Origin of the sequence: Amycolatopsis sp. NBC_01480 (assembly GCF_036227205.1) — a bacterium.
Taxonomy (GTDB): domain Bacteria; phylum Actinomycetota; class Actinomycetes; order Mycobacteriales; family Pseudonocardiaceae; genus Amycolatopsis.
Map to the genome: position 1 here is coordinate 8,811,496 of NZ_CP109442.1, position 23,818 is coordinate 8,835,313.

Consider the following 23,818-nt stretch of genomic DNA (forward strand, 5'->3'; position numbering starts at 1 on the left):
CATGAGCAGTGTTGGCGTGAACGACCGCGAGCTGCTGCCGACGGCCGACGGGCCGCGGATCCGCGCCGTACTGGGCGAATTGCTAGGCCGTTCGAAGGGCCGCGCGCTCGGCTCGTTCGCCTTCATCGTCGGCGCCACGGCGGTCGGGCTACTCACCGCGCCGCTGCTCGGCCGCGTCGTCGACGTGGTCGCGCAGCACCGGCCGGCGACGGACCTGGTCACCCCCGTGGTGACGCTGGTGCTGGTCGCGGTGGTGTCGGCGATCGCGACGGCGCTGGGCGTTTCGATGCTCGCCCGGCTCGGCGAGACGATGCTGGCCGACCTGCGCGAGCGGTTCGTCGACCGCGCGCTGGGGCTGCCGCTGGAACAGGTCGAGAAGGCCGGCTCCGGCGACCTGACCACCCGCGTCACCAACGACGTCGCGGTGGTCGCCGAAGGAGTGCGCGAAGCGCTGCCGGAGCTGGGCCGCTCGGTGCTGACGATCGTGCTCACCCTGGTCGCGATGGCGGTGCTCGACTGGCGGTTCCTGCTCGCCGCGCTGCTGGCCGTGCCGATCCAGCTGCACACCGTGCGCTGGTATGTGCGGCAGGCGAAACCGCTCTACGCCGCGCAACGCGCCGCCGTCGGCTCACAGCAGCAGCAGTTGCTGGACACCATCGGCGGCGCCAAGACCGTGCGCGCGTTCCGGCTGGCCGACGAGCATGTGGAGCGCGTCCGGCAGCGGTCCTCGGGCGCGGTCGAGCTGGCGCTGCGCGGAATCCGGCTGGTGACGCAGTTCTTCGGACGGCTGAACCTGGCCGAGTTCGTCGGCCTGTCCGCGGTGCTCGCGGCGGGTTACCTGCTGGTGGGCGCGAACCTGGCGACGGTCGGCGTCGCCACCGCCGCCGCGCTGTACTTCCACAGTCTGTTCGCACCTGTCAACACCGCGCTGGCGCTGGTCGACGACGCGCAGGCGGCCACCGCGAGCCTGGCCCGGCTGATCGGCGTGGCGGATCTGCCCGCGCTGGCTGAGCCGCGGCGGCCGGGGCGGCCGGTGGACTCCTCGGTCAAGGCGACCGCGGTCAGCCACTCCTATGTGGACGGTCACCCGGTGTTGCGGGAGGTCGACCTCGACCTCTCCCCCGGCGAGCGCGTCGCGCTGGTCGGCGCGAGCGGCGCGGGCAAGACGACCCTGGCCAAGCTGATCGCCGGCATCCACCGGGCCGGCTCCGGCGCGGTCTCGCTCGGCGGCGTCCCGCTCGACGAGCTGGGCCCCGAGCAGACCCGGCGCACCGTCGCGCTGATCAGCCAGGAGGTGCACGTCTTCAGCGGCACCCTGGCCGGCGACCTGCGCCTCGCCCGCCCCGAGGCGAGCGACGACGAACTGCGGGCGGCGCTGACGGCCGTCGGCGCGCTCGGCTGGGCCGAGGCCCTCCCGGACGGGCTCGCCACCGTCGTCGGCGACGGCGGGCACCAGCTCACCGTCACGCAGGCGCAGCAACTCGCGCTGGTCCGGCTGGTGCTGGCCGACCCGCCGGTGGCGATCCTGGACGAGGCCACCGCCGAGGCGGGCAGCGCGGGCGCGAAGACGCTCGAAGCGGCCGCGGCGGCGGCATTGTCCGGACGGACCGGGCTGGTCGTGGCCCACCGGCTCACCCAGGCGGCGGCGTCGGACCGGATCGTGGTCCTCGACGCGGGCGCCGTGGTGGAGACCGGAACCCACGACGAGCTGGTCGCCGCGGGCGGTGCGTACGCGACGTTGTGGGCGGCTTGGTCGGGGCAGCGCGAAGTCCACGGTGAGCCCCAGCCTGGGTAAAGAGAGCCGCAACGTGAGCGGCGCCGCAGTCCTCGTCCTTGCGTCGGCAGCCGAGGACGTCTTAGGTTAGCCAAACCTGATTAATCGAGTGCGACCGTAAAGGACCGATGATGGCCCGCTTCTCCCTCCTGTCCGCCGTGCGCGGGCGCGCCCGGGCCGCCGGGGCGCTGACCTCGGCGCTCCTGCTGGCCGGCGCGCTCACGGCCTGCGGGTCCGGCGCCGACACCGCAGCCACGCCGGGCGGGTCGTCCAGTCCCACGGACCCGGGCGCGTTCCCGGTCACCATCGACCACAAGTACGGCTCGACGAAGATCGAGAAGGCGCCGCAGCGCGTGGTCACGGTCGGCCTGACCGAGCAGGACGCGTTGCTGGCGCTCGGCGTCGTCCCGGTCGGCACCACGGAGTACCTCGGCAACTTCCCCGGCGCGATCGGCCCGTGGGCCAAGGACAAGCTCGGCAGCGCGCCGGTGCCGACCGTGCTGAAGGGCACCGACGGCCCGCAGTTCGAGAAGATCGCCGCGCTGAAGCCGGACCTGATCATCGGCCTGTACTCCGCGCTGACGCAGGAGCAGTACTCGACGCTGTCGAAGATCGCGCCGACGATCGCGCAGCCCAAGGGGTTCAACGACTACGGCATCCCCTGGCAGGACGAGACGAAGGCCGTGGGCAAGGCGGTCGGCAAGGCCAAGGAGGCCGACCAGCTGGTGCAGGGCGTCGAGGACCAGATCGCCAAGGCCCGCGCGGCGCACCCGGAGTTCGCCGGCAAGACGGCCCTGATGGCCACGCAGTACGACGGCTACTTCGTCTACGGCAGCGAAGACCCGCGCTCCCGCATCCTGACCGACCTCGGCTTCAAGCTGCCCGCGAACCTGGACCAGGCCATCGGCGACAAGTTCGGCGCGAACATCAGCGCCGAGCGCACCGACCTGCTGAACGTCGACGCGCTGGCCTGGATCGTCGACACGATCGCCAATGGCCAGGCCACCCTGGCGAAGGACAAGCTGTACTCGGGCCTGAACGTCGCGAAGCAGAAGCGCGAGGTCTTCATCGAGGACGCGAGCACGTACGGCGGCGCGACCTCGTTCGTCAGCCCGCTGAGCCTGCCGTATCAGCTGCAGCGGCTCGTCCCGCAGCTGGCGGCCGCCGTGGACGGGAACCCGGCCACCGAGGTCAAGCCCGCCAGCTGACTCGTTGGAGCGTAAGGAAAAGGCCCGTCCGGAGTGATCCGGGCGGCCTTTTTCCTTGCCGGGCGGCAGCCGTCAGCTTATGCTGACGCCATGAAGACGCAGACCGGGTTGCTGGCGCTGGCCGCGGCGGCCTGGGCGGGTAGTTGGCGCGTGGTCTACCTGGAGGTGCATCGGTGGCACCACATGGATTCACGGCTTCGCTTCACCGGACCGCCGTCCCCGCCCGGCGGCCCCGTCCCACGGGCGGGGCTGCCCGTCCGCGCGGCGCGAGCCGTGGCCGTCGCAGCGCCGATCCTGACCATCGCGCTCCTGCTCAGCGCAGCAGGCCGCTGCCGTACCAGTCCTGATCGCCGCGCACGCCGGGCAGGGTGAAGAAGTAGCCTCCGCCGAAGGGGCGCAGGTAGTCCGCCAGTGGCTCGCCGGCCAGCCGGGCCTGCACGGCTTCGAACTGCGTGGCCAGATTCCGCTGGTAACAACAGAAAATCAGCCCGGAGTCCAGCTCGCCGGTCGGGGCGAAGCCGCGGTCGTAGTTGTACGGACGGCGCAGCATCGCGCTGCCCGCGGACTCGGCGGTGCGCGGGTTGGCCAGCCGGATGTGGGAATCGAGCGGGATGACGGTGCCGCCGGGATCCCGGGCGTAGTCGGGCTTGTCGGTCTCGGCGGAGCCGTCCAGCGGCGCGCCGGTGTCGCGGCGGCGGCCGAACATGCGCTCCTGCTCGGTCAGCGAAACCCGGTCCCAGAACTCGATCAGCATCCGGATCAGCCGGACCACCTGGTACGAGCCGCCGGTTGCCCACTCCGGTTCCTGGCCGTCCGCCGCGACCCACACGACGCCCGTGGCTTCGGCGGGCGCCGGGTTGACGATGCCGTCCTTGAACCCCATCAGGTTGCGCGGCGCGCCGGACGGGCGAGGCGGCGGGACGAACCCGTCGATCCGGTACCGCGGTTGCATCCACGCCCGCGTGTGCTTCATCAGGTCCCGCAGGGCGTGGTGCGCGGTGTCCGCGGTGGTCGCGCAGATCTGCAACATCAGATCGCCGTGGCACGACGCCGGTTCGAGCGCGTCGTCGGGGAAGACGGGCATTGGCTTGAGGTGCAACGGTTTGCGGCCGGCGAGGCCGTACCGCTGGTCGAACAGCGAACTCCCCACGGAGACGGTGATGGTCAGGCCGCCTGCCGGGGCGTCCGGCCCGAGCACCGCACTGTCGGCCGGGGGCGCGCCGACGCCGAGGTCCGGCTGGGGCCCGCCCGCCGTGAGCACGCGGGCGCGGGCGGTCAGGGTCTGCAGCAGCGCCACAAGTCCCGCACGGTCCGGGCTGGTGACGTCGAACGCGGCGAACGTGCCCGCGGCCGGGGCCGGGGTGAGGACGCCGGCCTGGTGGTCGCCGTGGAATCCGACCGGCCCCAAGTCCTGAGTGGACGGTGGGGTGTCGGCGCGGGCGCCGGCGGCGAAGAGTCCTCCGGCGAGTGCGCTGCCGGTGACCCCGGCGCCCGCGCCCTGCAGGAAACGTCGACGGCTCAAGGACATGGGGATGCTCCGGGTTCGGTGAGGCGGCCGGGTCAACCGGCGCGGATTTCGAGCAGGGTCGGGACGGTGGCGAGGCTTTCGAGGATCGCGCCGGTCGCGGCGTCGACGTGTTGCCGCTGCGCGAGCGGGACCGCCGACGGCGCGCGCCAGGCCCCGCCGGCCTGGATGGCGTTCAGCGCGTCACGCAGCGCTTGGGTTTGCCGGGCGAGTACCGGCAACAGCTCCGGGCGGCGGGCAGTGATCAGCCCGCGCAGCTGGTCGAGCACCGCGGTGGTGGCGTCGACGTCGGCGAGGGTCTCGGCGTAACCGGAACCCGATCCCTGGTCCGAGAGCCCGGTCAGGTGCCGGCGGACGGCGTCCTCGAGGATTTCGTGCGCCCGGCGGGGCAGGTCGGCCGGATCGGCTTCGAGCGTGGGCAGTTTGACGGTCAGCGCCTGGAGGTCGTCGACCAGCTTCGCCGCGACGGGCACCAGCGTGGTGGCGGATTCTCCATGCCAGAGCCCGTATTCGAGCCGGCGCAAGCCGGTGAAACCCGGGTCCGCGACGCCGTGCGGCAAGCCTTGGGGCAGCCCCGCGATGGCCACGCCGAGGTCGTCGAACGCGCCGTACGCGGCCCCGGTGCGTTCCCAGGCCAGCTGCGCCGGCAGCCAGGCCGCTCGCGCCCCCGGCAGATCGCCGTGCTGCAGCGCATCGCGCACGTGCTGGGCTTCGACGCCGGTCGTGCGCACCGCGGCGAGGACGTACGCCGCGTTCGCCCGCAACGGCCCGGCCAGGTCCGAAGGGGCGATCGGCAGCACCGGCGCCGCGACCGCGGCCGGTCCGGTGCCCGTCACCTGGCCCGCGGGCGAACGCTGATCCAGCTGCCCCGGCACGACGCAGCGCCACGCGTAGGAGCCCGGCGCGAGGTCCACCGAGATCGACCGGCGGGTGCCGGGCCCGAGCCCTTCGATCTCCCCGACCACCGACGCGTCCGCGGCGCGGACCAGGTAGATCTCCCCGCCGTGGGACGATTCGTTGACCACGGTGAAAGTGCGCCGCCCGGCGCTCGCCCCGGCCCAGTCGTCCGCGCAGCCGCCGGCCGAGACCGTCACCGCGGCCGCCTGCCCGCCGCCGGTGGACGGGGCCGCGAGCACGAAGCCGGCGACCGCGGCCAGCGGCAGGATCACCGCGGCGGCCAGGTACAGCCAGGGCCGCCGCATCGGACGCGGCGAAGCGGTCTTGGCACCAGCCGGTGCCGCGACGGCCTGGGGGCGGAAGTACAGCACCAGCACGGTGACCGCGAACGCCACGTACAGGATCACCTGCGTCCAGGTCATCACCGGCGCCAGGTTGGTGATACCGGTGATGATCGAAACCCACCAGGCGTCCGTGGAAACGACGCGGGACAGATCGAACGCGACCCAGGTGTGCCCGGGGACCAGACCGGCCGACTGGAGTTCGCCGACGCCGTAGGACAGCACGCCCGCCGCGATGATGACCAGCACGACGGCACTGCGGGTGAAAAACTTGCCGAGATCGAGTTTGACGCTGGTGCGGTACAGCACCACGCACAGGCCGAACGCCACCGCGAGCCCCACTGCCGCGCCGATCAAGGGAACCCAGGTGCGGCCCGAGGCCTGCACGGTGGTCCAGACGAATAGCGCCGTTTCGAGCCCCTCGCGGGCGACCGCGAGGAAGGCCGTCAACGCCAGTGCGCCCCCGCCGACCATGACCGCCGCGCCGACCTTCGCCCGCAGCTCCCCCGACAACGCCCGGGCCGCCCGCCGCATCCAGAAGACCATCACCGTCACGAGCACCACGGCGACCAGGCTCAGCACACCCGCGAAGACGCTCTGGGCCTGTGCGGTCAATTCCGCGCGGGAAAAGGTCAGCGCCGCACCGAATCCCAGCGACAGGACCGCCGCGGCCAGCACCCCGGTCCAGAGCGGGCTCGCCGAGGTGCCCGGAGCGGTTTTGCGCAGGGCGGCCAGCAGGATGCTGACGACCAGCCCGATCTCCAGTCCCTCGCGCAGGCCGATCACCAGGTTCGGCACGCCCTCGGCCCACATGGGCACCCGTCCTCTCGTCGGTTTGGCAAGCCTCAGCTAACCAAATTCGCGGTAAGCCGTGGGCCAACGGGAAATAACCCTCCGCTAATCCTGTCCACTGTGGACGAATGACGCAGCCTTCGGTTAACCCGGCGCGAACCCTGCGTTGAGCGGCCCGGACCTACATTCGGGCCATGCGCCTCCTCCTGCCGAAGCACCGGGCCCCCGTGTGGCGATGACCGACTCCGTCCTGCGCATCGGCCTGGTCCTGCCCGACATCCTCGGCACCTACGGCGACAGCGGCAACGCCCAGGTCCTGCAGCGCCGGTTGCAGTGGCGCGGCATCACCGCGACCGTGGCCGGATTCGACCACGGTGAGACACTGCCGTCCTCACTCGACGTGTACCTGCTGGGCGGCGGCGAAGACGACGCCCAGACCCTGGCGGTCAGCCGGCTCCGGGCCCGGCCCGGACTGCACGAGGCGGTCGCGCGCGGGGCCGTGGTGTTCGGCGTCTGCGCCGGGCTGCAGATCCTCGGCACCGAATTCACCACCACCGACGGCGAGCGGCACGCCGGGCTCGGCCTGCTCGACGCGGTGACCGAGCCCGGGCCGCGCCGCGCGGTCGGGGAAGTCGTCGTCGACGTCGGGCCCGAGCTGGGCACGGAACCGCTGACCGGCTTCGAAAACCACCGCGGCCGCACCCGCGTGGGCGGCGGCAGCGTTGTGCTCGGATCGGTGCGCTCCGGGGTCGGGAACGGGGACGGCACCGAGGGCGCGGTCAACGGCCGGGTGCTGGCGACCTACCTGCACGGGCCGGTCCTCGCGCGTAATCCCGCGCTGGCGGACCTGTTGCTGGCGTGGGCGCTCGGCACCCCGCCGTCCGCACTGCCGTTGCCGGAAGTCGGTTCCCTGCGCGAAGAACGGCTGCGCGCGGCGAAACGCGGACGGCGGAAGTAGCCGGTCAGGGCTGCAGCAGCCCGGTGCCCAGCACGGCCAGCAGCGCGACGCCCACGACGATGCGGTAGATGACAAACGCGGTGAACGTGTGCCCGGCGACGAACTTCAGCAGCCACGCGATCGACGCGTAGGCGACGACAAACGACACCACGGTCCCGACCACCAGCGCCACGGCGCCGACGCCGCCGCCGAGGGCGTCCTTCAGCTCGTACAGCCCGGCGCCGGTCAGCGCCGGAATCGACAGGAAGAACGACAGCCGCGTCGCGGCCACCCGGTCCAGGCCGCGGAGCAGGCCGGTCGAGATCGTCGCGCCGGAGCGGGAAAACCCGGGGAAGAGCAGGGCGAGGATCTGTGACGCGCCCACGAGCATCGCGTCCGTCAGCGTCGATTCGGCTTCACTGCGGCGTCCGCTGCCGGCCCGGTCCGCGAACCACATCACCGCGCTGCCGACGATCAGCGAGCCGGCGACAACCCACAACGACGCGAGCGGCCCCTTGACCAGGGATTGGAAGAGCAGGCCCGCGACCACGATCGGCAGCGTCGCGAAGATGACCCACCAGGCGAACTTGTAGTCGTGCTCCTGGCGCGCCCGGGGATTCACCAGGCCGCGGCCCCAGGCGGCGGCGAACCGGACGATGTCGCGGAAGAAGTAGACCAGCACCGCCGCGATGGCGCCGACCTGGATCACCGCGGTGAAGCCGACCACGGACTTGTCGCCGACCGGGATGCCGAGCAGCCCCTCGGCGATCTTCAGGTGCCCGGTGGACGACACCGGCAGGAATTCGGTCAGGCCTTCGACGATCCCGAGGATCACGGACTGGCCGATGTCGATCGCGCTCACGGTGTTTTTCCTTCACCACAAAGGGACAAGAACGGTCAGGAGCCGCCGTCGGGACTCGGCGGCCGAGGGCCCGCGCCCGGCGGGATCATGCGGGCGACCGCCTGGCCCGGCCGGGCCGGGCTTCGGCGCCTCTGCGGTATTTCTACACCGTTGTCGTTTTCGCCCGGGCGCGGGCCCGGTAATCCAGTGCGGCAGCGTGGCCCGGGGTCACGGCAAGCCGGTAGCCGGACTCAGATCCGGCATCGCGTACAGATGCACCGGACGCCCAGCCCGCCCGTACTCGAGATGCAGCCGGATCGCGCCGCGGCGATGGAGTTCCGTGAGGTAGCGCTGGGCGGTGGGGCGGCTGAGGCCGAGTTCCGCGGCGAGGGCGCTCGCGCCGATCGGGCGGGGCGCGGACTGGATGGCCTCCAGGATCTTGCGCATGGTGGGCGGGAGCGCGGCCGCGGGCGGCGATTTCGCGGCCGGGCCCTTGAGCAGGTTGTACAGCGCGTCGACGGTGGCTTGGTCGGCGTCGCCGCTGCCGCTGGTCTGCTGCCGCCAGCGCCGGTACGCGTCGAGCTGGTCGCGCAGTTGCGCGAAACCGAACGGCTTCACCAGGTAGTAGACCGCGCCGAGGTGCATCGCGGTGCGCACGGTCTCCAGGTCGCGGGCCGCGGTGATCACGATGCAGTCCGGGCCGGCGCCGCCGGCGGAATTGAGGCCGCGCAGGATCGCCAGCCCGTCGTCGTCGGGCAGGTAGATGTCGAGCAGCAACAACTCGGGCGAGAGGTCAGCCACCGCCTGCCGGGCCTCGGCCGCGCTGTGGGCCTGCCCGACGCAGCTGAAGCCGGGCACGCGGTCGATGCCGGCCGCGTGGATCTTCGCCACCCGGTAGTCGTCGTCCACCACCAGCGTCCTGATCATCGTCACACCCCCGAGCTCATGGTTTCCGGCGGTTTCACCAAGCCCGCGAGCGGCAGGCGGACCTCGAAGCGGGCGCCCGGGCCCGAGCTGACCTCGACGGTCCCGCCGGCCCGGCGAACCAGGCGGTGCACCAACGCGAGCCCGAGTCCCCGGCGCGGCCCGCCCGGCTCGGTCTTCGTCGAGTAACCGTCCGCGAAAACCGCGCGCTGGGCGTCCGCCGGCACTCCCGGGCCGGTGTCGGTCACGACCAGGTGGAGGTCGTCGCCCACCTCGGCGAGGTGGACGGTCACGGCCCGCGGCGCGGCCCCGCCGGCCGTCGCCTCCACCGCGTTGTCGATCAGATTGCCCAGCACCGTCAGCAAAGCCCCGGCCTCCCCCGCCGGACGGTCCACATGGGACTCGGCGGTCACGGTCAGCCGGACGTCGCGCTCCGCCGCGATCGTCACCTTCGCGAGCAGGAGCGCCGCGAGCTCCGGCGGCGCGATGCGGGCCCGCAGATCGCCCGCCTGGGCCAGCGACTCGCCGGAGATCTCGGCCAGGTACCGGGTGGCCTCCTCCGGCTCGCCGAGGCCGAGCAGCCCGGACAGCACGTGCAGCCGGTTGTTGAACTCGTGCTCCTGCGCGCGCAACGCGGTGGTCAAGCCGGTCAGCGCGTGCAGCTCCCGCACCAGCCCTTCGAGCTCGGTGTGGTCCCGCAAGGTGATCACGTGCCCGGCGGGGCGGCCCGCCAGCACCACCGGCATCCGGTTCACCACCAGCAGGTAATCGTCGGTGAGCACGACCTCGTCCGCACCGGGGCTCTGCCCCGCCACGACGTCGAGGAGGCGGCCGGGCGGCAGCAGCTCCCCGACCGACTGGCCGGCCGCGTTCGCCGAAATCCCCAGCAGCCGGCGCGCTTCGTCGTTGATCACGCTCACGCCGCCGCCGGCATCGACCCCGATGACGCCTTCCCGGATGCCGTGCAGCATCGCCTCCCGCTCCTGGAGCAGGGTGGCGATCTCGGCCAGTTCGAGGCCGAAGGTGGCGCGCTTGAGGGTGCGGGCCAGCAGCCAGGACACCAGCACGCCGATGGCCAGCGCCAGCGCCGAATAAAGCACCACCTCGGGGATCTGGTTCACCAGCTGGCTGGTGACCTGCTCCTCGAGGATCCCCACCGACACCTGGCCCTCGATCGAGCCGTCGGCGCCGGGCAGCGGGGCCCGCCCGTTGGCCGAGCGCCCGAGGCTCCCGTTGTCGATCCCGACGTGCCCCTGGCCGTCGAGCGCCACGACCGGCTCTTCGATCCGTTGCCCGATCAGGGAAAGCTTCGGGTGCGAGTAGCGGACGCCGGACCGGTCGGTCACCACCACGTAGGCCGCGCCGGTGCTGCGGCGCACCTGTTCGGCGATGGCCTGGATGCGGTGGCCGGGGTCCTGCTCGGCCAGCGCGTCGCGGATCGGCTGCATCTGCGCCACGGTCGTGGCGATCCCGAGCGCGCGCTGCCCGTACTGCCGGTCGAGCGTGTCGCCGGTCAGCCGGGCGTAGAGCAGCGCGCCCGCGGCCACCGTCACCAGGAGGATGCCCAGGACCGCGAGCAGGATCTGGGTCGCCAGAGGGCGCTGTCGCCACATGGCCGCTCCGCTCTGCCATCGGTGGTTCACGGCCAATGGCACAACACAGGGGCCACTGGTCGTAGGGGCGCCTCGCATGACATCACGCCGTTCCCACCCTGCCAAGCATTCGCCGCCGAAAGGTCCCGATCGTCCGGATCCACCTGAGCTAAACGAGCTAAATGCAGCGGAACGCACAGCACGACCGGTAACGCACACAACGTTTTCCGCGGCGCGGCACGCACTTAACGTCCTGGCCCGACGACCGAGCGGAAGGAGCGCAGGGTGCGCGATACCAGCCCAGTACCGGGCCAGGGCCCGGCCATCGAACTCGCGGGGGTGACCAAGCAGTTCACCACCGACGGCGGTTTGCCTTACACGGCACTGAAAGACCTCGACGTCCGGGTCGAGCCCGGGGAGTTCTGCGCCGTGGTCGGCCCCACCGGCTGCGGCAAGTCCACGACCCTGACCCTGGTGTCCGGTTTGGAGCGTCCGTCCGCCGGCTCGGTCACGGTGCACGGCGAACCGGTCACCGGCATCACCCCGGGGGTCGGCTTCATGTTCCAGGCCGACGCGATCCTGCCGTGGAAAACCGTGCTGGACAACGTCTCCGCCGGGCCCCGGTTCCGCGGCGTGGCCAAGCGGACGGCGCTGACCGACGCCCGCGACTGGATCCGCCGGGTCGGCCTCGCCGGGTTCGAGGACCGTTACCCGCACCAGCTCTCCGGCGGCATGCGCAAGCGCGTCGCCCTCGCGCAGAACCTGATCAACGAGCCGGAGATCCTGCTCATGGACGAGCCGTTCTCCGCCCTCGACGTGCAGACCCGCGCGAAGATGTCGGACGAGCTGCTGTCCCTGTGGGACCTCACGCGCCCCGCCGTGGTGTTCGTGACCCACGACCTCGAGGAGGCCATCGCCCTCGCGGACACCGTCGTGGTGCTGACCGCGGGGCCGGCCGCCACGGTCAAGGCCCGCTTCCCGATCGACCTTCCGCGCCCGCGGGTGGTGCAGGAGATCCGCTTCGAGCGCCAGTTCGTCGACCTCTACCAGCAGATCTGGGAGGCCCTGCGCGCCGAGGTCGACCTCGCCTACACCCAGACCACCCAGCTGCAGGGGAAGGAGGCGTCGTGACCAACACGAACCTGGCCGCGGGCACCCCGGCCGCGGGCACCCGGCCGGCCGAACTCCAAGCCGCCCACCGCGCGCGCCGCCGCCGGCGTCAGACCCTGGTGCACCTGACCCAGGTGCTGGTGCTGGTCGTGGTCCTCGGCGGCTGGCAGCTGCTCGTCCAAGGCGACCAGCGCGGCATCATCCTCTACGGCCTGCCCTCGGGCATCGTGTCCCGGCTGCAGGCCTGGATCACCGAGGGCACCGCCATCGGCTCGCTCGGCGCCCAGATCTGGACCACGCTGCAGGAGGCCTTGATCGGCTTCGTGATCGGCACCGCGCTGGGCATCGTGTGCGGCATCGCGCTCGGCCGGATCCGGTTCCTGTCGGACGTGTTCGGCCCGTTCATCAAGGTGCTCAACGCGATCCCTCGGATCGTGCTCGGCTCGGTGTTCGTGCTCGCCTTCGGGCTGGGGCTGGAGTCGAAGATCCTGCTCGTCATCGTGCTGGTGTTCTTCGGCGTCTTCTTCAACGCCTTCCAGGGCACCCGCGAGGTGGACCGCAACTTCATCGCCAACGCGAGCATCCTCGGCGCGTCCCGCTGGCAGGTCACCCGCCAGGTGGTGCTGCCCTCGGCGTTCACCTGGATCATCGCGAGCCTGCACGTGAGCTTCGGCTTCGCCCTGATCGGCGCGATCGTCGGCGAGTTCCTCGGCGGCTACGCCGGGCTCGGCGTGCTGATCAAGAACGCCCAGGGCACGTTCGACGCCAACGGGGTCTGGGCCGCGATGGTGATCATGGGCATCGTCGCGCTGCTCGCGGAATGGCTCATCACCCGGCTCGAGCGCCGGCTGCTCCGCTGGCGCCCGGCCCAGCTCGCCGGCCCCGACCTCTGACCCGCCCCCCGCCGAAGAAATCACCGAAGGAGAAACCTGTGTCGAAGAAGATGTGGGTCGCCCTCGCGGCCGCCGCCGCGCTCAGCCTGTCCGGCTGCGCCTCGACCGCGAGCCAGTCCGGGGGCACCAGCAGCTCCGGCGGCTCCGGCACGCCGGTCAGCATCATGGTCGGCGGCCTGAACAAGCAGATCTACCTGCCGTTCATGCTCGCCCAGCGGCTCGGCTACTACCAGCAGCAGGGCCTCAACGTCACCCTCCAGGACGAGGGCGCGGGCGTCGACGCGACCACGAACATGGTCGCGGGCAAGGTCGACGGCGTCGGCGGCTTCTACGACCACACCATCGCCATGCAGGGCCTGGGCCAGTCCATGGAATCGGTGGTCTCCATGCTGACCACGCCCGGCGAGGTCGAGCTGTGCCGCAACGACCTGAAGGACAAGATCAAGTCGCCGGCCGACTGGAGCGGGAAGAACCTCGGCATCACCGACATCGGCTCGTCCACCGACTTCCTCACCCAGTTCCTCGCGCAGAAGAACGGCGTCAACCCGGCGAGCATCCACCGCATCGGCGTGCAGTCCGGCTCGACGCTGATCGGCGCGATGCAGCACGGCAACGTCGACTGCGCGATGACCACCGAGCCGACGGTCTCCACCCTGCTGGCCACGGGCTCGGCCTACATCCTGCTCGACATGCGCACCGCGGCGGGCACTGCGCAGCAGCTGGGCGGCGAGTACCCCGCGACCTCGCTGTACATGAGCACCAAATTCGTGAACGAGCACGCGGACATCGTGCAGAAGCTCGTGAACGCCTACGTCGCGACCCTCAAGTGGATCCAGGGCCACAACGGCACGCAGCTCGCCGACATCATGCCCGCGGACTACTACGCCGGCCCCGGGAAAGCCGCGTATGCCAAGGCTTTCGACAACGAGAAGGGCATCTACAACCCGACCGGGATCATGCCGCCCAGCGGACCGCCGACCGATCTGAAGGTGCTGCAGGCCTTCAACCCCGACGTGAAGGGCAAGGCCATCGACCTGACCAAGACCTACACGGACAAGTTCGTGCAAGCCGCCAAGTGACCCCCATGTCTGTCAGCATATGTTGACGACCGTCCTCCGTCAGCATATGCTGACAGGCATGGAACCCACTGTGCAGATCGCCGAGAGCGCCACCAGCGACGACCCCGATGTGGGGTTGCGCGCGGTGGCCGCTCTGCGCTCACTCAGCGAACGGCTCGAAGTCCTCCAGGTCGAGAACGCGCGGAAGCTGGGCTGGTCCTGGCAGGACATCGCCGAGCGGCTCGGCGTCACCAAGCAGACCGTGCACCGCAAGTACGGCCGCCGGCTCGGGGGGCGATGATGTTCGAGCTCTTCACCCCCGAAGCCCGGACTGTGGTGGTGCAGGCACAGCAGCACGCCGGCCGGCTCGGGCACCGTTACGTCGGCCCCGAGCACCTGCTGCTGTCGGTCGCGTCCGCCGGCGGGCCGGTCGGCGTTGTGTTGCGGGACAACGGGATCACGCCGGACCGGGTCGAGGAGGAAATCGTCCGCCGAGGCGGGCTCGGCGGCGGAACCGGCCTGTTCAGCGATCTCGACCAGGACGCACTGGCAGCCATCGGCATCGACCTCGACGCCGTGCGCGCCCGGATCGAGGCGGCGTTCAGCCCCGAAGTACTGACCCGGGCCGCCGAAACCCTGCATCCGCAGCCGCGCCCGTCCCGGCTCAACCCCCGCCGCGCGATCCCGCCCGGCTTGCGGCGCTGGGCCCAGCGCCGTCGCCTGGCCCTCACCGCGCACCGCGGCCGGGCCCTCCCCGCACCGATTCCGCCGGCGACCGGCCGCTACCACGCCCCGGGCGCGGCCACCCGCACACACCTGCCGTTCACCACGCGGGCCAAGAAGTGCTTGGAGCTGACCGTCCGCGAAGCCAAGGCCCGCCACGAGCAGCACATCGGCGTCGAGCACCTCGTGCTCGGCCTGATCCGGACGAACGGCGGCCTGGTCCCTTCGGTCCTGCTGGCCCTCGGCACTTCCGGCCCCTTGCTGCGCACCGCGATCCTGGACCGCTACCGGCAGGCCGGCTGAGGCGCGATCCGGCTCAGGAGCACCGATCAGTTTTCCGCACCGCGCCCGTCTGTACTTCTGACATCGACGCACGATGAGGCAGGCACGATGCGGAAACTGATCTTCGGCATGAACCTCAGCCTGGACGGCTACATCGCCGCGCCCGGGGACGACATCGGCTGGAGCGGGCCGAGCGACGAGCTGTTCGGCTGGTGGCTCGAGCAGGAGCTGGCGAACGAGCTGTCGCTGTACGGGCGCAAGCTGTGGGAGACGATGAGCTCCTACTGGCCGACCGGCGACCGGCAGCCCGGCGCCACCCCGGCGCACATCGAGTTCGCGCGGAACTGGCGGGACACGCCGAAGGTGGTGTTCTCCTCGAAGATCGAGCAGGTCGACGGGAACGCGCGCCTGGTCACCGGCGACGCGGTCGCCGAGATCACCCGGCTCAAGGCCGAAGACGGCGGCCCGATGGGCATCGGCGGCGCGAGACTCGCCGGGGCGGCCATGCGGGCCGGGCTGATCGACGAGTACGCCCTGGCCACCCACCCGGTCCTGGTGGGCGCCGGCACGCCGTTCTTCACCGCGCTGGACAGCTGGGTGAACCTGAATCTGGTGGAGACGCGGACGTTTCCCGGCGGCGTGGTGCTGACCCGCTACGAGACCAGGCGATGAGGGTGCTCACAGCGTCGGGGGCAGCTCCAGCCAAGGTTTGTCGGTGACGTCGAATCCGGTCAGCTCGGCGATCTTCCCGTCGGCGATGTGCAACACCGCGAGGTTCAGCAACCGGTGCTGCGGGTTGTCCGGGGTGCGCAGGTACAGCACGGCGGCGGGCATGCGGTTGACCGTCGTGGCGACGCAGCGCCAGTCGTCGAGGCCGCGCTGGAAGAGCCCGCCGGAGACCCAGCCGTCCACCGCGTCCTTGGCCGTCCGGAGCACGGTGCCCGGATCCGGCAGCATCGCGAACCGCAAGTCCTCGCGCAGCAAGGACATCAGGCCGTCGAGGTCGTTGCGCTCATGGGCGTCCATGTAGGACTTCACCACTTCGCGCTCGTCGTTCGACAGCTCGCGGGTGGCCGGGCTGCGCCAGTCGAGGCGGCGGCCGGGCAGCTGCTCGCGCATCGTCACCCGCGCCCGCTGCAGCGCGCTGGTGACCGCTGCGACGGTCAGCTCGAGGGCATCGGCGGCCTTCGACGCCGGCCACCCGAGGACGTCGCGCAGGATGAGCACCGCCCGCTGCCGCGGCGGCAGGTGCTGGACGGCGACGATGAACGCCAGCTCGATCGTCTCCCGCGCCACCACCGAATCCTGCGGGTCCTCGGGCAGCATCCGGTCCGGGTACGGCTGCAGGTACGGCAGCTCGGACAGCGCGGCCGGCACCGGCGTGCGGTCGTTGCGCTTGTCCAGGAAGTCGAGGCAGGCGTTGGTCGCGATCCGGTACAGCCAGGTCCGCAGCGCGGCCTGGGCCTGGAACGACTCCCGCTTGTGCCACGCCCGCAGGAACGTCTCCTGCGTCAGGTCCTGGGCGTCCTCGTAGTTCGCGAGCATCCGGTAGCAGTGCACCTGCAGCGCCCGCCGGTGGCGCTCGGTGACCAGCGCGAACCGCGCCGGATCACCGGCGCGGACCGCCGCGAGGAACGTCTCCTCGTCGGCGCCCAGCGGTCTCACGTCGGTCATGGCCGGTCATCCTTCCACCGGTGCCAGGGGGCTGCCAGAACCGGCGACGCGGCGGAGGATTCCTGATCGGTGAGACCGCCGGCGCGGGCCGGGATCAGCCGTGGCCGCCCGGTGCGGGCGTCGGGCTGAACTGGCCCTGCCAGCTCGCCTGCGCCCCGGAGTCGCCGATCCGGTAGATGTCGTAGACCGCCGCGCCCGCGGCGACGACCGACAGCACCGCCACCACGACAGTGACCACAGTGGACGCCGGGGCCAGGAAAGCCCGGCGGGTCAGGGCGGGCCGGGTCGCGAGCTTCGCCGCACCGGGCCCGTCCGACGCGGCGCCGACCGGCACGGCCTCCTCAGGCGCGGCGTCAGCCGGCACCGCGTCGGCAGCGGCAGTCCGGACGAATTCCCGCTGCCGCCACCACACGATCAGCGCGAGCACCGCCACCGGGATCGCGACGAACAGCGCGGTGTCCCCGAGGTCGGTGTGCGCGCGGACGAGCGGGGTGGACGCCACCCGGTGCTCCAGCCAGTCCCCCGCGTCGGTGGTGATCGGGACCAGAATGAGGACCAGCACGGACAACAGCGCGTTCGGGCCGGCGAGCTTCCGGCGGGCCGCGGGCCAGAGCGCGCTCAGCACCAGCAGCAGCGACGCCAGCGGCAGCAGGACGACGATCGCGTGCACGAGCAGGACGTGGGCGGGCAAACCGTTCAGGGTGGTCATGAAGTCCTTCTGGAGTCAGGGTTTCGGGTGACAGGCCGGGCCGGAAACGCGTCAGGGATCAGGCCCGACGGCGAAGGCCTCGTAACCGGGCGCGCTCGCCCGCACCCAGCTCTCGACGTCGCCGCCGCGCGCGAACGCGGCCGTGGCGAAGACGTCGGCCCACAGCAGGCTCGGGCCGGTCACCGTGACCGAAAGCAGGGCGTCCGGCCGGGCGCCGGTGTGCGGGTCGACGATGTGCGCTCCGCGCGCGGCGCTGCCCGACGTGGCCACGCCGCCGCTCCTGACCTCGCGCACCGCGACGAGACGCGAGCGGTCCCGCGGGTCCTCGACGCCCACCCGCCACGCGGGCGAAGCGGCCGAGCGGACCGCCGCCACGATGTCACCGCCCGCGTTCAGGCAGTAGTCGAAACCCTCGAGGTCCGCCAGCGCGGTTATGGACTGTTCGACGGCCCAGCCCTTCACCAGCCCGGACGGGTCGAAGCCGCCCGGCAGACGGGCGTCGAAGTAGCCGTCGGTCCGCTCACGGGCCAGCTCGCACAACGCGAGCACCTCGGTCACCCAGGGATGCCCCGACGGACTCTCGCCCCGCCGGATCCGGCTGACCTCGCTGTCCTCGCGGTACGGGCTGAACATCCGGTCCGCGAACCGCAGCCGCCCGAACACCACCGGCACCGCGCGCCGGACCGCGGGAGCCGACCTGGCCCCTTCGCCGCGGACGTGCAGGCTGACCGCCAGGCCCATCACCGGCAGCACCCAGGAGCGGCGCTCGATCGCGGCAGCCGTCACCGGTGGGCCGCGTCGATCGCCGACTGCAAGGACTGCGCGTACCCCTCGGAGGTGTAGGTGGCACCGCTGACGGTGTCGATCTGCGCGCTCTGCGCGGTCAGCGCCTCCTGGTTCAGGATCGGCACGGCGGCGGAGTTGATCCGCACGTCCCGGTTGCTCTCCTGGGGGACCTGCAGGGTCTGGGCCGCGGTGATCCGCCCGCCGGACACGGTGATCTGCACCTGCACCGGGCCGTACTGGGTGTCGGCGGGGTCGCCGGTGAAAGTCCCGCTCGCGCCGGAAGAACCGGAAGACGGCGCGGGAGACGCCCCCGAGGACGGCCCCGTGGACGGCGCGGCCGGGGAGCTGGGCGCGGCGGTCCGGACCACCGGCCGGGGCTGGCCCACGGCCACCGGCAGCCCCCCGGAGTCGGTGCTGGTGTGATAGCTGAACAGCAGCACGACGATCGACACGGTCGCCGCGACCGCGATGGCGATTCTGCGCATGGAAGCCTTCTCCCCTACCAGCCGAAGCGTTCGAAGTGGATCCGCCCGGCCGCGACGCCGGCCCGGCGCGCGGAGCCGATCACCGCCTCGGTCCAGCGGGCGGGGCCGCACACGAACACGTCGTGCTCGGCGATGTCGGGCACGAGATGCCGCAGGACGACGTCGTCCGGGACCGCCGCGTACCGGTCGGGCAGCCAGGAGTCCCGGTCGCGCGCCCGCCGTCCCGGCAGGTAGTGCACCCGCACCCCGCGACGCGCGGCGAGGGCCTCCAGCTCGTGCCGGAACAGCAGCTGCGCCTGGGTGCTCGCGCGGTAGAGCAGCACCGCTTCGCCGGGGCGGTACCGCATTTCCTCCAGCAGCGCCCGCAGCGGTGTGATCCCGATGCCCGAGGCGAACATCGCCACCTTGGGTCCACTTCGGACGGACGAGGTGAGCCGGCCGTACGGGCCTTCGAACAGCGCCCGGGTGCCGACGGGCAGCGTCGCCAGCCGCGCGCTGCCCTCACCGAGGTCCTTGGCCGTGATGCGCAGGCGGCGGCCGTCGGGCGCGGCCGAGAGCGAGAACGGGTTGCCGCGTGTCCAGCCGGGGCCGTCCCGGAACCGCCAGACGAAGAACTGGCCGGCCGCCACCGGCAGCCGATCGAGCGCGCGGCCGCGCAGCCAGACCGACACCGCGCCGTCGCCCTCGGGCACGACCCTGTCCACGACCAGCTGGTGGTATCCGTTGCGCCACAAGGGAAGCCCGATCCGGAACACCAGCACCGCGCCGGCCGCCGCGGCGTACGCGCCCCACCAGAACACCGTCGCCACCGGCGAGGCGGTGAAGTCGGCGCCCGTCCAGAGCTGGTGCGGCAGGGCCAGCCCGGCGCCCAGGTAGGCGTAGAGGTGCAGCAGGTGCCACGACTCGTACCGCAGCCGCCGCCGCGCCGCCTTGATCGAGGTCATGGCGACGAGCACGAGCGCGGCGGTGCCGGCGGCCGCGAGCAGCATGCCCGGATAGGTGGTCACCAGGTCCCAGACCTCGGCCACCAGCCCGGACCGGTCGGTCGCCGCGTAGCCGAGGCTGATCAGCGCGATGTGCGCCAGCGTCAGGGTGAACGAGGTGAAGCCGACCAGCCGGTGCCGGCGGGCCAACTCGTCCTGGCCGTAGCTGCGCTCCACCCAGGGGATGCGCGCCATCAGCAGGAGCTGGACCAGCAGCAGGTCCGCGGCCACCAGCCCGGTGAGCCGTCCGGTCGAGGTCAGCAGGCCGGCCAAGCCGGACAGCTGCTGCAGGCCCCGGCCCGAAACCCACAGGGCCACCACGAACAGCAGGCTCAGCCAGGCGGTCAGCCCGGCGGCGTCGCGCCACCACCGGCGGACCGGCGCGGGCCGGCGGGACAGCGGCGGCCGGCGGAGCGGCAGGGTGGTGGCGGACATCGGTCTCCCGGTGGTGAGGCAGCGCTCCTCGATCCGAGGCGTCGCCACCACACTGGCCGAGCCCGGTTAGTCCCCGGCGTGATCAAGTTGTGAATGCGGTAAGAGAACCTCGGCGCCGATGGTGAACCCGACCACCGCGCCGCCGCCCGGGCGCGGCCCGGCGAACACCTCGCCACCGTGCGTGCGCGCGACCTCGCGGACGATCGCCAGGCCGAGCCCCGATCCCGGCAGCCCGCGAGCGCCGTCCGCGCGGTAAAACCGGTCGAAGACGCGCTCGGCGTCCTTGTCGGCGATGCCCGGGCCGCGGTCGAGCACCTCCAGCCGGCCGTCGCGCACTTCCACCCGCAGCGGCCCGGTCCCGGCGTCGAACTTGACCGCGTTCTCGAGCAGGTTGGACACGGCCCGTTCGAGGCCCTTGGCCCGGCCGTTCACCGTGGTGCCGTCCGCGTCGACGACCACGGTCCGGCCCGAGCGGCGGCGCACCCGTTCCGCCGCGCGCTCGGCGACCGCGCCCAGCTCGACCGGCGCGGCCTCCTCCTCGTCGTGCCGGCGGGTGGCGAGTTCGACCAGCTCGTCCACCAGGTGGGCCAGCTCGCGCGTCTCACCGTCCACATCGTCCACGAGCCGGCCCCGCGCGGGGGCGGGCAGCTCGTCGAACCGGCGCAGCACGCTGGCGTTGGTGCGCAGGCTGGTCAACGGCGTGCGCAGCTCGTGCGCGACGTCCTGCACCAGCCGCTCCTGGTCCTCGCGGGCGCTCGCCAGCCGGCCGAGCATGCGGTCGAACGAGGCGGCCAGCCGCGCGACCTCGTCCCGGCCGCCGGTCGGCACCGTGGCGTCGAGCCGCCGTCCGGCGCTGACCTGCTCGGTCACCCGGGTCAGCCGGACCAGCCGGCGGGTGATCTGGCGGGCGATGAGCCAGCCGGCCAGCGCGGCCGCGAGCAGGACGACAACGCTGGCGCCGGCGATCCGCATGGCGAGGTCCTGGAGCACGTGCCGGGTCTCGTCGACGTCGATGCCGAGCTGGATCGCGCCCCGGCCCGGCCCGAGCGCGACGACGATCACCCGGTAGTCGTCCGGCGGCACCGTCAGGTCCTCGTAGCGGCGGCTGCCCGGGGTCCCGGTCGCCGCCAGCGCCCGGTCCTCGCCGTCGACCGCCAGCCGGACCGGGCGGCCGCCGATCGGCCGGACCGAGCCGTCCGGCGCGATCGCCTGCGCCACCATGGGCTGGGCCTCGTCGTGGTCGTTGTCGTCCGGGCCGCGGGTGAGCGGATTGGGCGCCAGCAGCTGCGTCGCCCCCGCGGCGATCTCCGAGGACGAGGCCAGCAGGGAGCGGTCCAGCTCTTCGCTGACCCGCCCCGACGCGGTCTGGTAACTGAACGCGCCGACCAGGATCGCCGACGCCGCGCCGACGCCCGCGAACGCGACGGCCAGCTTGCTGCGCAGGTTCACGCCGGCCGCACCGAGTAGCCGACGCCGCGGACGGTGTGGATCAGGCCGTCCGCACCGGCCTTCTCCAGCTTCCGGCGCAGGTATCCGATGTAGACGGCCAGGTTCTTCGACTCCGGCCCGAACTCGTAACCCCAGATCCGCTGGTAGATGGTGGCGCGGTCGAGCACGATCCCGGCATTGCGGACCAGCAGCTCCAGCAGGTCGAATTCGGTCTTGGACAACGGGATCTCGCCGCCCTGCCACCACACCTGCCGCGCGCCCGGGTCCACCGCCAGCTCCCCCAGCCGGAGCACGCGCTGGGCCGCCCCGCCCGGGTCCGGCACACCGCGGCGCAGCAGCGCGCGCAATCGCGCGAGCAGTTCGTCCAGCTCGAACGGCTTCGGCAGGTAGTCGTCCGCGCCCGCGTCCAGCCCGGCCACCCGGTCGGCCGTCTCGACTCGCGCAGTGAGCATCAGGACCGGGGTCGGGTCGCCGTCCGCGCGCAGCACCCGGCACACGCCGAGCCCGTCCACGCCCGGCATCATCACGTCGATGATCAGCACGTCGAACTCCTCCCGGCGGGCGGTCGCCAGCGCCGCGACCCCGTCGGTCACCTCGGTGACCCGGTAGCCCTCCAGCTCCAGCGCGCGCACCAGCGACTCCCGGATGGCACGGTCGTCGTCGGCGAGCAGTACGCGGTGCGGCATGCGGCCATCATGTCCGATCGCGCCGGGGTACGGCACTTCGGCGTTTCCCTTGGCGGCCAGGCCGGTCAGCCGCTGATCAGTCGTGACCGAAGGAGTCGGGGCCGTGTCCCTCGTCGGTGATCCCGTGCACCGCGAGCATCAGCCCGGCGACGACGGCGAGCACCACGAGCGCGATCAGCAGCGCTCGCCGGCGGGCCGAGGTGAGGGACATCAGCTCCGCGGTGACCTGGTGGCCCAGCCCGGTGAGCACCGGGCGCCAGCCGGTGGCGGCGGCCGGCTCGGGGGCCGGCAGATCGGCGACGACGGCGTCGAGTTCGTGGCGGTACCGGGCGGCGTAGATCGCCGTGGTCCGCTCCTCGACTTCGGACAGGGACAGCCGTCCTTCGCCGACGGCCTGGTGCAGCGCCGCGGCGGTCCGCTCGCGTTCGGCGTCCGAGCAGCGCACGGCCGAAGTCGCGGACCCGGTCACGGGATCGTCCGATGTCATGGTTCCCTCCGCATCAGCAGTAATCGGGCTCGGGCGAGCCGCGGGACCACGGCGAGGCCGAGCAGCCCCACCGCGAGCCCGATCACGAAGCCCGCCACGACGTCGTGCGGGTAGTGCGCGCCGATGTACACCCGCGAAATCCCCACCAGCACCGCGAAACCGGCCGACCACCAGCCCCAGCGCCGGTTCACCAGCAGCATCGCGCCGGCGAACGCGGCCACGATCACCGTGTGGTTGCTGGGAAACGCGTAGTCCGTCGGCGCGTCACACGGGAGCAGGGTGTGCACCCCGGCGACCACCCGGCACGGGCGCACCTCGGCGAAGGCCGACTTCAGCAGCGTGTCCAACGCCAGCGCCACCGCGACCGCGACCGGCACCCACAGCGCCGCGGCCAGCTCGGCCGGACCGCGGCTGCGCGCCCGCCAGATCAGCGCAAGGATCACCGGCACGATCAGGAAAACCCCGTACTCGCTGAACGCCACCACGGGGCCTGCCAGCCAGCCGACCGACCCCGCGAAATCGGTGACGTCCTTGTACAGCCCGGCATCGAAGAACATCAGGCCCGCCCTCGACGGGCCCGGATCACCTCGACGACGAGCGGGCTCAGCGAGACCAGCACCACCACGGCGATGATCGGCAGCAGGTAGCTGTCGATGTTCGGCACCGAGGCGCCGAGCGCGTAGCCGGCCAGCGTCACCCCGACCGTCCACAAGAGACCGCCGAGCAGCTGCCACAGCGCGAACTGCCGCGCGGGCATCCCGGTGACGCCCACCAGCGGATTCAGCACGGTCCGCACCACCGGGATGAACCGGGCCAGCACCACGGCTTTCCCATAGCCGTAACGGGAAAGCATCGCCGAACCACGCGCGACGCCTTCGTGCACATGACGGTTCTTCACCCGCGAGAGCACCGCGCTGCCACCGCGCCGGCCGAGCAGGAAGCCGACCTGGGCGCCCGCGACCGCCCCCACCGCCGCCGCGACGATCACCGCCGGCAACGACACGTGCAGCGCCGAGCCCGCGCCGGTCGCCGCGAGCACGCCCGCGGTGAACAACAGCGAGTCGCCGGGCAGGAAGAACCCGATCAGCAGCCCGGTTTCGGCGAACATCACCACGAACACCCCGAGGGGCCCGAACGTGGCGAGCAGCGACTTCGGGTCGAGCAGGCTGCCGCCCAGCGACTCCCGCACCGCGACAGCGGCATGCACAGCGAACCCCACGGACCACT

General features: G+C 72.2%; 24 protein-coding genes. 9 read left to right on the plus strand and 15 right to left on the minus strand.

Features of this window, described 5'->3' with window-relative positions:
* Position 1 precedes the first annotated feature (1 nt).
* Positions 2-1,795, plus strand: a complete 1,794-nt coding sequence (locus OG371_RS41095) for an ABC transporter ATP-binding protein (protein WP_329062102.1) — start codon at positions 2-4, stop codon at positions 1,793-1,795.
* Between the two features lie 110 nt (positions 1,796-1,905).
* A complete protein-coding gene (locus OG371_RS41100; RefSeq protein ID WP_329062104.1) occupies positions 1,906-2,982 on the plus strand; it encodes an iron-siderophore ABC transporter substrate-binding protein in 1,077 nt (358 codons plus the stop codon).
* A gap of 313 nt (positions 2,983-3,295) precedes the next feature.
* On the opposite strand, the gene efeB is transcribed toward OG371_RS41100, so the two are convergent.
* Together efeB and efeU are read right to left on the minus strand one after the other, a co-directional pair.
* Complete coding sequence (gene efeB / locus OG371_RS41105) at positions 3,296-4,510, minus strand: iron uptake transporter deferrochelatase/peroxidase subunit (protein WP_329062106.1); 1,215 nt, start codon at positions 4,508-4,510, stop codon at positions 3,296-3,298.
* A gap of 32 nt (positions 4,511-4,542) precedes the next feature.
* Positions 4,543-6,558 (minus strand): iron uptake transporter permease EfeU, encoded by a 2,016-nt coding sequence (gene efeU, locus OG371_RS41110; RefSeq protein WP_329062108.1) that lies wholly within the window; start codon positions 6,556-6,558, stop codon positions 4,543-4,545.
* A gap of 214 nt (positions 6,559-6,772) precedes the next feature.
* On the opposite strand from efeU, the gene OG371_RS41115 reads away from it, so the two are divergent.
* A complete protein-coding gene (locus tag OG371_RS41115; protein WP_329062111.1) occupies positions 6,773-7,495 on the plus strand; it encodes a type 1 glutamine amidotransferase in 723 nt (240 codons plus the stop codon).
* Between the two features lie 4 nt (positions 7,496-7,499).
* Here OG371_RS41115 and OG371_RS41120 read toward each other — a convergent pair whose 3' ends face one another.
* The 3 genes from OG371_RS41120 to OG371_RS41130 all read right to left on the minus strand — a co-directional run bounded on the left by OG371_RS41120 (position 7,500) and on the right by OG371_RS41130 (position 10,852).
* Positions 7,500-8,336: an undecaprenyl-diphosphate phosphatase gene (locus OG371_RS41120; RefSeq protein ID WP_329062113.1), complete on the minus strand. Its 837-nt coding sequence runs from the start codon at positions 8,334-8,336 to the stop codon at positions 7,500-7,502.
* A 207-nt stretch (positions 8,337-8,543) separates the two neighbouring features.
* The gene (locus tag OG371_RS41125; RefSeq protein WP_329062115.1) at positions 8,544-9,242 is read right to left on the minus strand and encodes a response regulator transcription factor; all 699 of its coding nucleotides are present in this window, start codon (positions 9,240-9,242) and stop codon (positions 8,544-8,546) included.
* A 2-nt stretch (positions 9,243-9,244) separates the two neighbouring features.
* Positions 9,245-10,852, minus strand: coding sequence for a sensor histidine kinase (locus OG371_RS41130; RefSeq protein ID WP_329062117.1), 1,608 nt, complete (start codon positions 10,850-10,852; stop codon positions 9,245-9,247).
* 264 nt (positions 10,853-11,116) lie between these two features.
* On the opposite strand from OG371_RS41130, the gene OG371_RS41135 reads away from it, so the two are divergent.
* From OG371_RS41135 to OG371_RS41160, 6 genes are all read left to right on the plus strand, one after another.
* Entirely contained in the window at positions 11,117-11,962 is an 846-nt protein-coding gene (locus tag OG371_RS41135; protein ID WP_329062119.1) for an ABC transporter ATP-binding protein, read from the plus strand.
* Positions 11,959-12,834 carry an ABC transporter permease gene (locus tag OG371_RS41140; protein WP_329062121.1) on the plus strand — a complete coding sequence of 292 codons (876 nt, stop codon included), beginning with the start codon at positions 11,959-11,961 and terminating at the stop codon, positions 12,832-12,834. The genes OG371_RS41135 and OG371_RS41140 overlap by 4 nt, the downstream gene beginning before the upstream one ends.
* Positions 12,835-12,872: 38 nt before the next feature.
* Positions 12,873-13,913: an ABC transporter substrate-binding protein gene (locus OG371_RS41145; protein WP_329062123.1), complete on the plus strand. Its 1,041-nt coding sequence runs from the start codon at positions 12,873-12,875 to the stop codon at positions 13,911-13,913.
* Between the two features lie 58 nt (positions 13,914-13,971).
* Positions 13,972-14,193, plus strand: coding sequence for an AsnC family protein (locus tag OG371_RS41150; RefSeq protein ID WP_329062125.1), 222 nt, complete (start codon positions 13,972-13,974; stop codon positions 14,191-14,193).
* Positions 14,190-14,918, plus strand: coding sequence for a Clp protease N-terminal domain-containing protein (locus tag OG371_RS41155; RefSeq protein ID WP_329062127.1), 729 nt, complete (start codon positions 14,190-14,192; stop codon positions 14,916-14,918). The genes OG371_RS41150 and OG371_RS41155 overlap by 4 nt, the downstream gene beginning before the upstream one ends.
* Before the next feature lie 87 nt (positions 14,919-15,005).
* On the plus strand, positions 15,006-15,569 hold the full coding sequence (locus tag OG371_RS41160; protein WP_329062129.1) for a dihydrofolate reductase family protein: 564 nt from the start codon (positions 15,006-15,008) through the stop codon (positions 15,567-15,569).
* Between the two features lie 6 nt (positions 15,570-15,575).
* Here OG371_RS41160 and OG371_RS41165 read toward each other — a convergent pair whose 3' ends face one another.
* The 10 genes from OG371_RS41165 to OG371_RS41210 all read right to left on the minus strand — a co-directional run bounded on the left by OG371_RS41165 (position 15,576) and on the right by OG371_RS41210 (position 23,810).
* Complete coding sequence (locus tag OG371_RS41165) at positions 15,576-16,571, minus strand: RNA polymerase subunit sigma-70 (RefSeq protein ID WP_329062131.1); 996 nt, start codon at positions 16,569-16,571, stop codon at positions 15,576-15,578.
* Between the two features lie 94 nt (positions 16,572-16,665).
* Positions 16,666-17,280, minus strand: a complete 615-nt coding sequence (locus tag OG371_RS41170) for a hypothetical protein (protein ID WP_329062133.1) — start codon at positions 17,278-17,280, stop codon at positions 16,666-16,668.
* Between the two features lie 51 nt (positions 17,281-17,331).
* Positions 17,332-18,066 (minus strand): FAD:protein FMN transferase, encoded by a 735-nt coding sequence (locus OG371_RS41175; RefSeq protein WP_329062135.1) that lies wholly within the window; start codon positions 18,064-18,066, stop codon positions 17,332-17,334.
* Positions 18,063-18,551, minus strand: coding sequence for an FMN-binding protein (locus OG371_RS41180; RefSeq protein WP_329062137.1), 489 nt, complete (start codon positions 18,549-18,551; stop codon positions 18,063-18,065). The genes OG371_RS41175 and OG371_RS41180 overlap by 4 nt, the downstream gene beginning before the upstream one ends.
* A gap of 14 nt (positions 18,552-18,565) precedes the next feature.
* A complete protein-coding gene (locus OG371_RS41185) occupies positions 18,566-19,969 on the minus strand; it encodes a ferredoxin reductase family protein (RefSeq protein ID WP_329062139.1) in 1,404 nt (467 codons plus the stop codon).
* A gap of 66 nt (positions 19,970-20,035) precedes the next feature.
* On the minus strand, positions 20,036-21,418 hold the full coding sequence (locus OG371_RS41190; RefSeq protein ID WP_329062141.1) for a HAMP domain-containing sensor histidine kinase: 1,383 nt from the start codon (positions 21,416-21,418) through the stop codon (positions 20,036-20,038).
* Complete coding sequence (locus tag OG371_RS41195; RefSeq protein ID WP_329062143.1) at positions 21,415-22,104, minus strand: response regulator transcription factor; 690 nt, start codon at positions 22,102-22,104, stop codon at positions 21,415-21,417. The genes OG371_RS41190 and OG371_RS41195 overlap by 4 nt, the downstream gene beginning before the upstream one ends.
* A gap of 76 nt (positions 22,105-22,180) precedes the next feature.
* Positions 22,181-22,591 (minus strand): DUF1707 SHOCT-like domain-containing protein, encoded by a 411-nt coding sequence (locus OG371_RS41200; RefSeq protein WP_329062145.1) that lies wholly within the window; start codon positions 22,589-22,591, stop codon positions 22,181-22,183.
* Positions 22,588-23,148, minus strand: coding sequence for a phosphatase PAP2 family protein (locus OG371_RS41205; protein ID WP_329062146.1), 561 nt, complete (start codon positions 23,146-23,148; stop codon positions 22,588-22,590). The genes OG371_RS41200 and OG371_RS41205 overlap by 4 nt, the downstream gene beginning before the upstream one ends.
* The gene (locus OG371_RS41210) at positions 23,148-23,810 is read right to left on the minus strand and encodes a DedA family protein (protein ID WP_442876041.1); all 663 of its coding nucleotides are present in this window, start codon (positions 23,808-23,810) and stop codon (positions 23,148-23,150) included. Before OG371_RS41210 ends, OG371_RS41205 begins: the two co-directional genes overlap by 1 nt.
* Between the last annotated feature and the right edge of the window lie 8 nt (positions 23,811-23,818).

Coding starts and splice junctions, on each gene's coding strand:
- OG371_RS41095 (WP_329062102.1), top strand. CDS start 2: ATGAGCAGTGTTGGCGTGAACGACCGCGAGCTGCTGCCGACGGCCGAC.
- OG371_RS41185 (WP_329062139.1), bottom strand. CDS start 19,969: ATGTCCGCCACCACCCTGCCGCTCCGCCGGCCGCCGCTGTCCCGCCGG.
- OG371_RS41100 (WP_329062104.1), top strand. CDS start 1,906: ATGGCCCGCTTCTCCCTCCTGTCCGCCGTGCGCGGGCGCGCCCGGGCC.
- OG371_RS41205 (WP_329062146.1), bottom strand. CDS start 23,148: ATGTTCTTCGATGCCGGGCTGTACAAGGACGTCACCGATTTCGCGGGG.
- OG371_RS41180 (WP_329062137.1), bottom strand. CDS start 18,551: ATGCGCAGAATCGCCATCGCGGTCGCGGCGACCGTGTCGATCGTCGTG.
- OG371_RS41165 (WP_329062131.1), bottom strand. CDS start 16,571: ATGACCGACGTGAGACCGCTGGGCGCCGACGAGGAGACGTTCCTCGCG.
- OG371_RS41195 (WP_329062143.1), bottom strand. CDS start 22,104: ATGCCGCACCGCGTACTGCTCGCCGACGACGACCGTGCCATCCGGGAG.
- OG371_RS41200 (WP_329062145.1), bottom strand. CDS start 22,591: ATGACATCGGACGATCCCGTGACCGGGTCCGCGACTTCGGCCGTGCGC.
- OG371_RS41170 (WP_329062133.1), bottom strand. CDS start 17,280: ATGACCACCCTGAACGGTTTGCCCGCCCACGTCCTGCTCGTGCACGCG.
- OG371_RS41150 (WP_329062125.1), top strand. CDS start 13,972: ATGGAACCCACTGTGCAGATCGCCGAGAGCGCCACCAGCGACGACCCC.
- OG371_RS41125 (WP_329062115.1), bottom strand. CDS start 9,242: ATGATCAGGACGCTGGTGGTGGACGACGACTACCGGGTGGCGAAGATC.
- efeB (WP_329062106.1), bottom strand. CDS start 4,510: ATGTCCTTGAGCCGTCGACGTTTCCTGCAGGGCGCGGGCGCCGGGGTC.
- OG371_RS41160 (WP_329062129.1), top strand. CDS start 15,006: ATGCGGAAACTGATCTTCGGCATGAACCTCAGCCTGGACGGCTACATC.
- efeU (WP_329062108.1), bottom strand. CDS start 6,558: ATGTGGGCCGAGGGCGTGCCGAACCTGGTGATCGGCCTGCGCGAGGGA.
- OG371_RS41155 (WP_329062127.1), top strand. CDS start 14,190: ATGATGTTCGAGCTCTTCACCCCCGAAGCCCGGACTGTGGTGGTGCAG.
- OG371_RS41130 (WP_329062117.1), bottom strand. CDS start 10,852: ATGTGGCGACAGCGCCCTCTGGCGACCCAGATCCTGCTCGCGGTCCTG.
- OG371_RS41115 (WP_329062111.1), top strand. CDS start 6,773: ATGACCGACTCCGTCCTGCGCATCGGCCTGGTCCTGCCCGACATCCTC.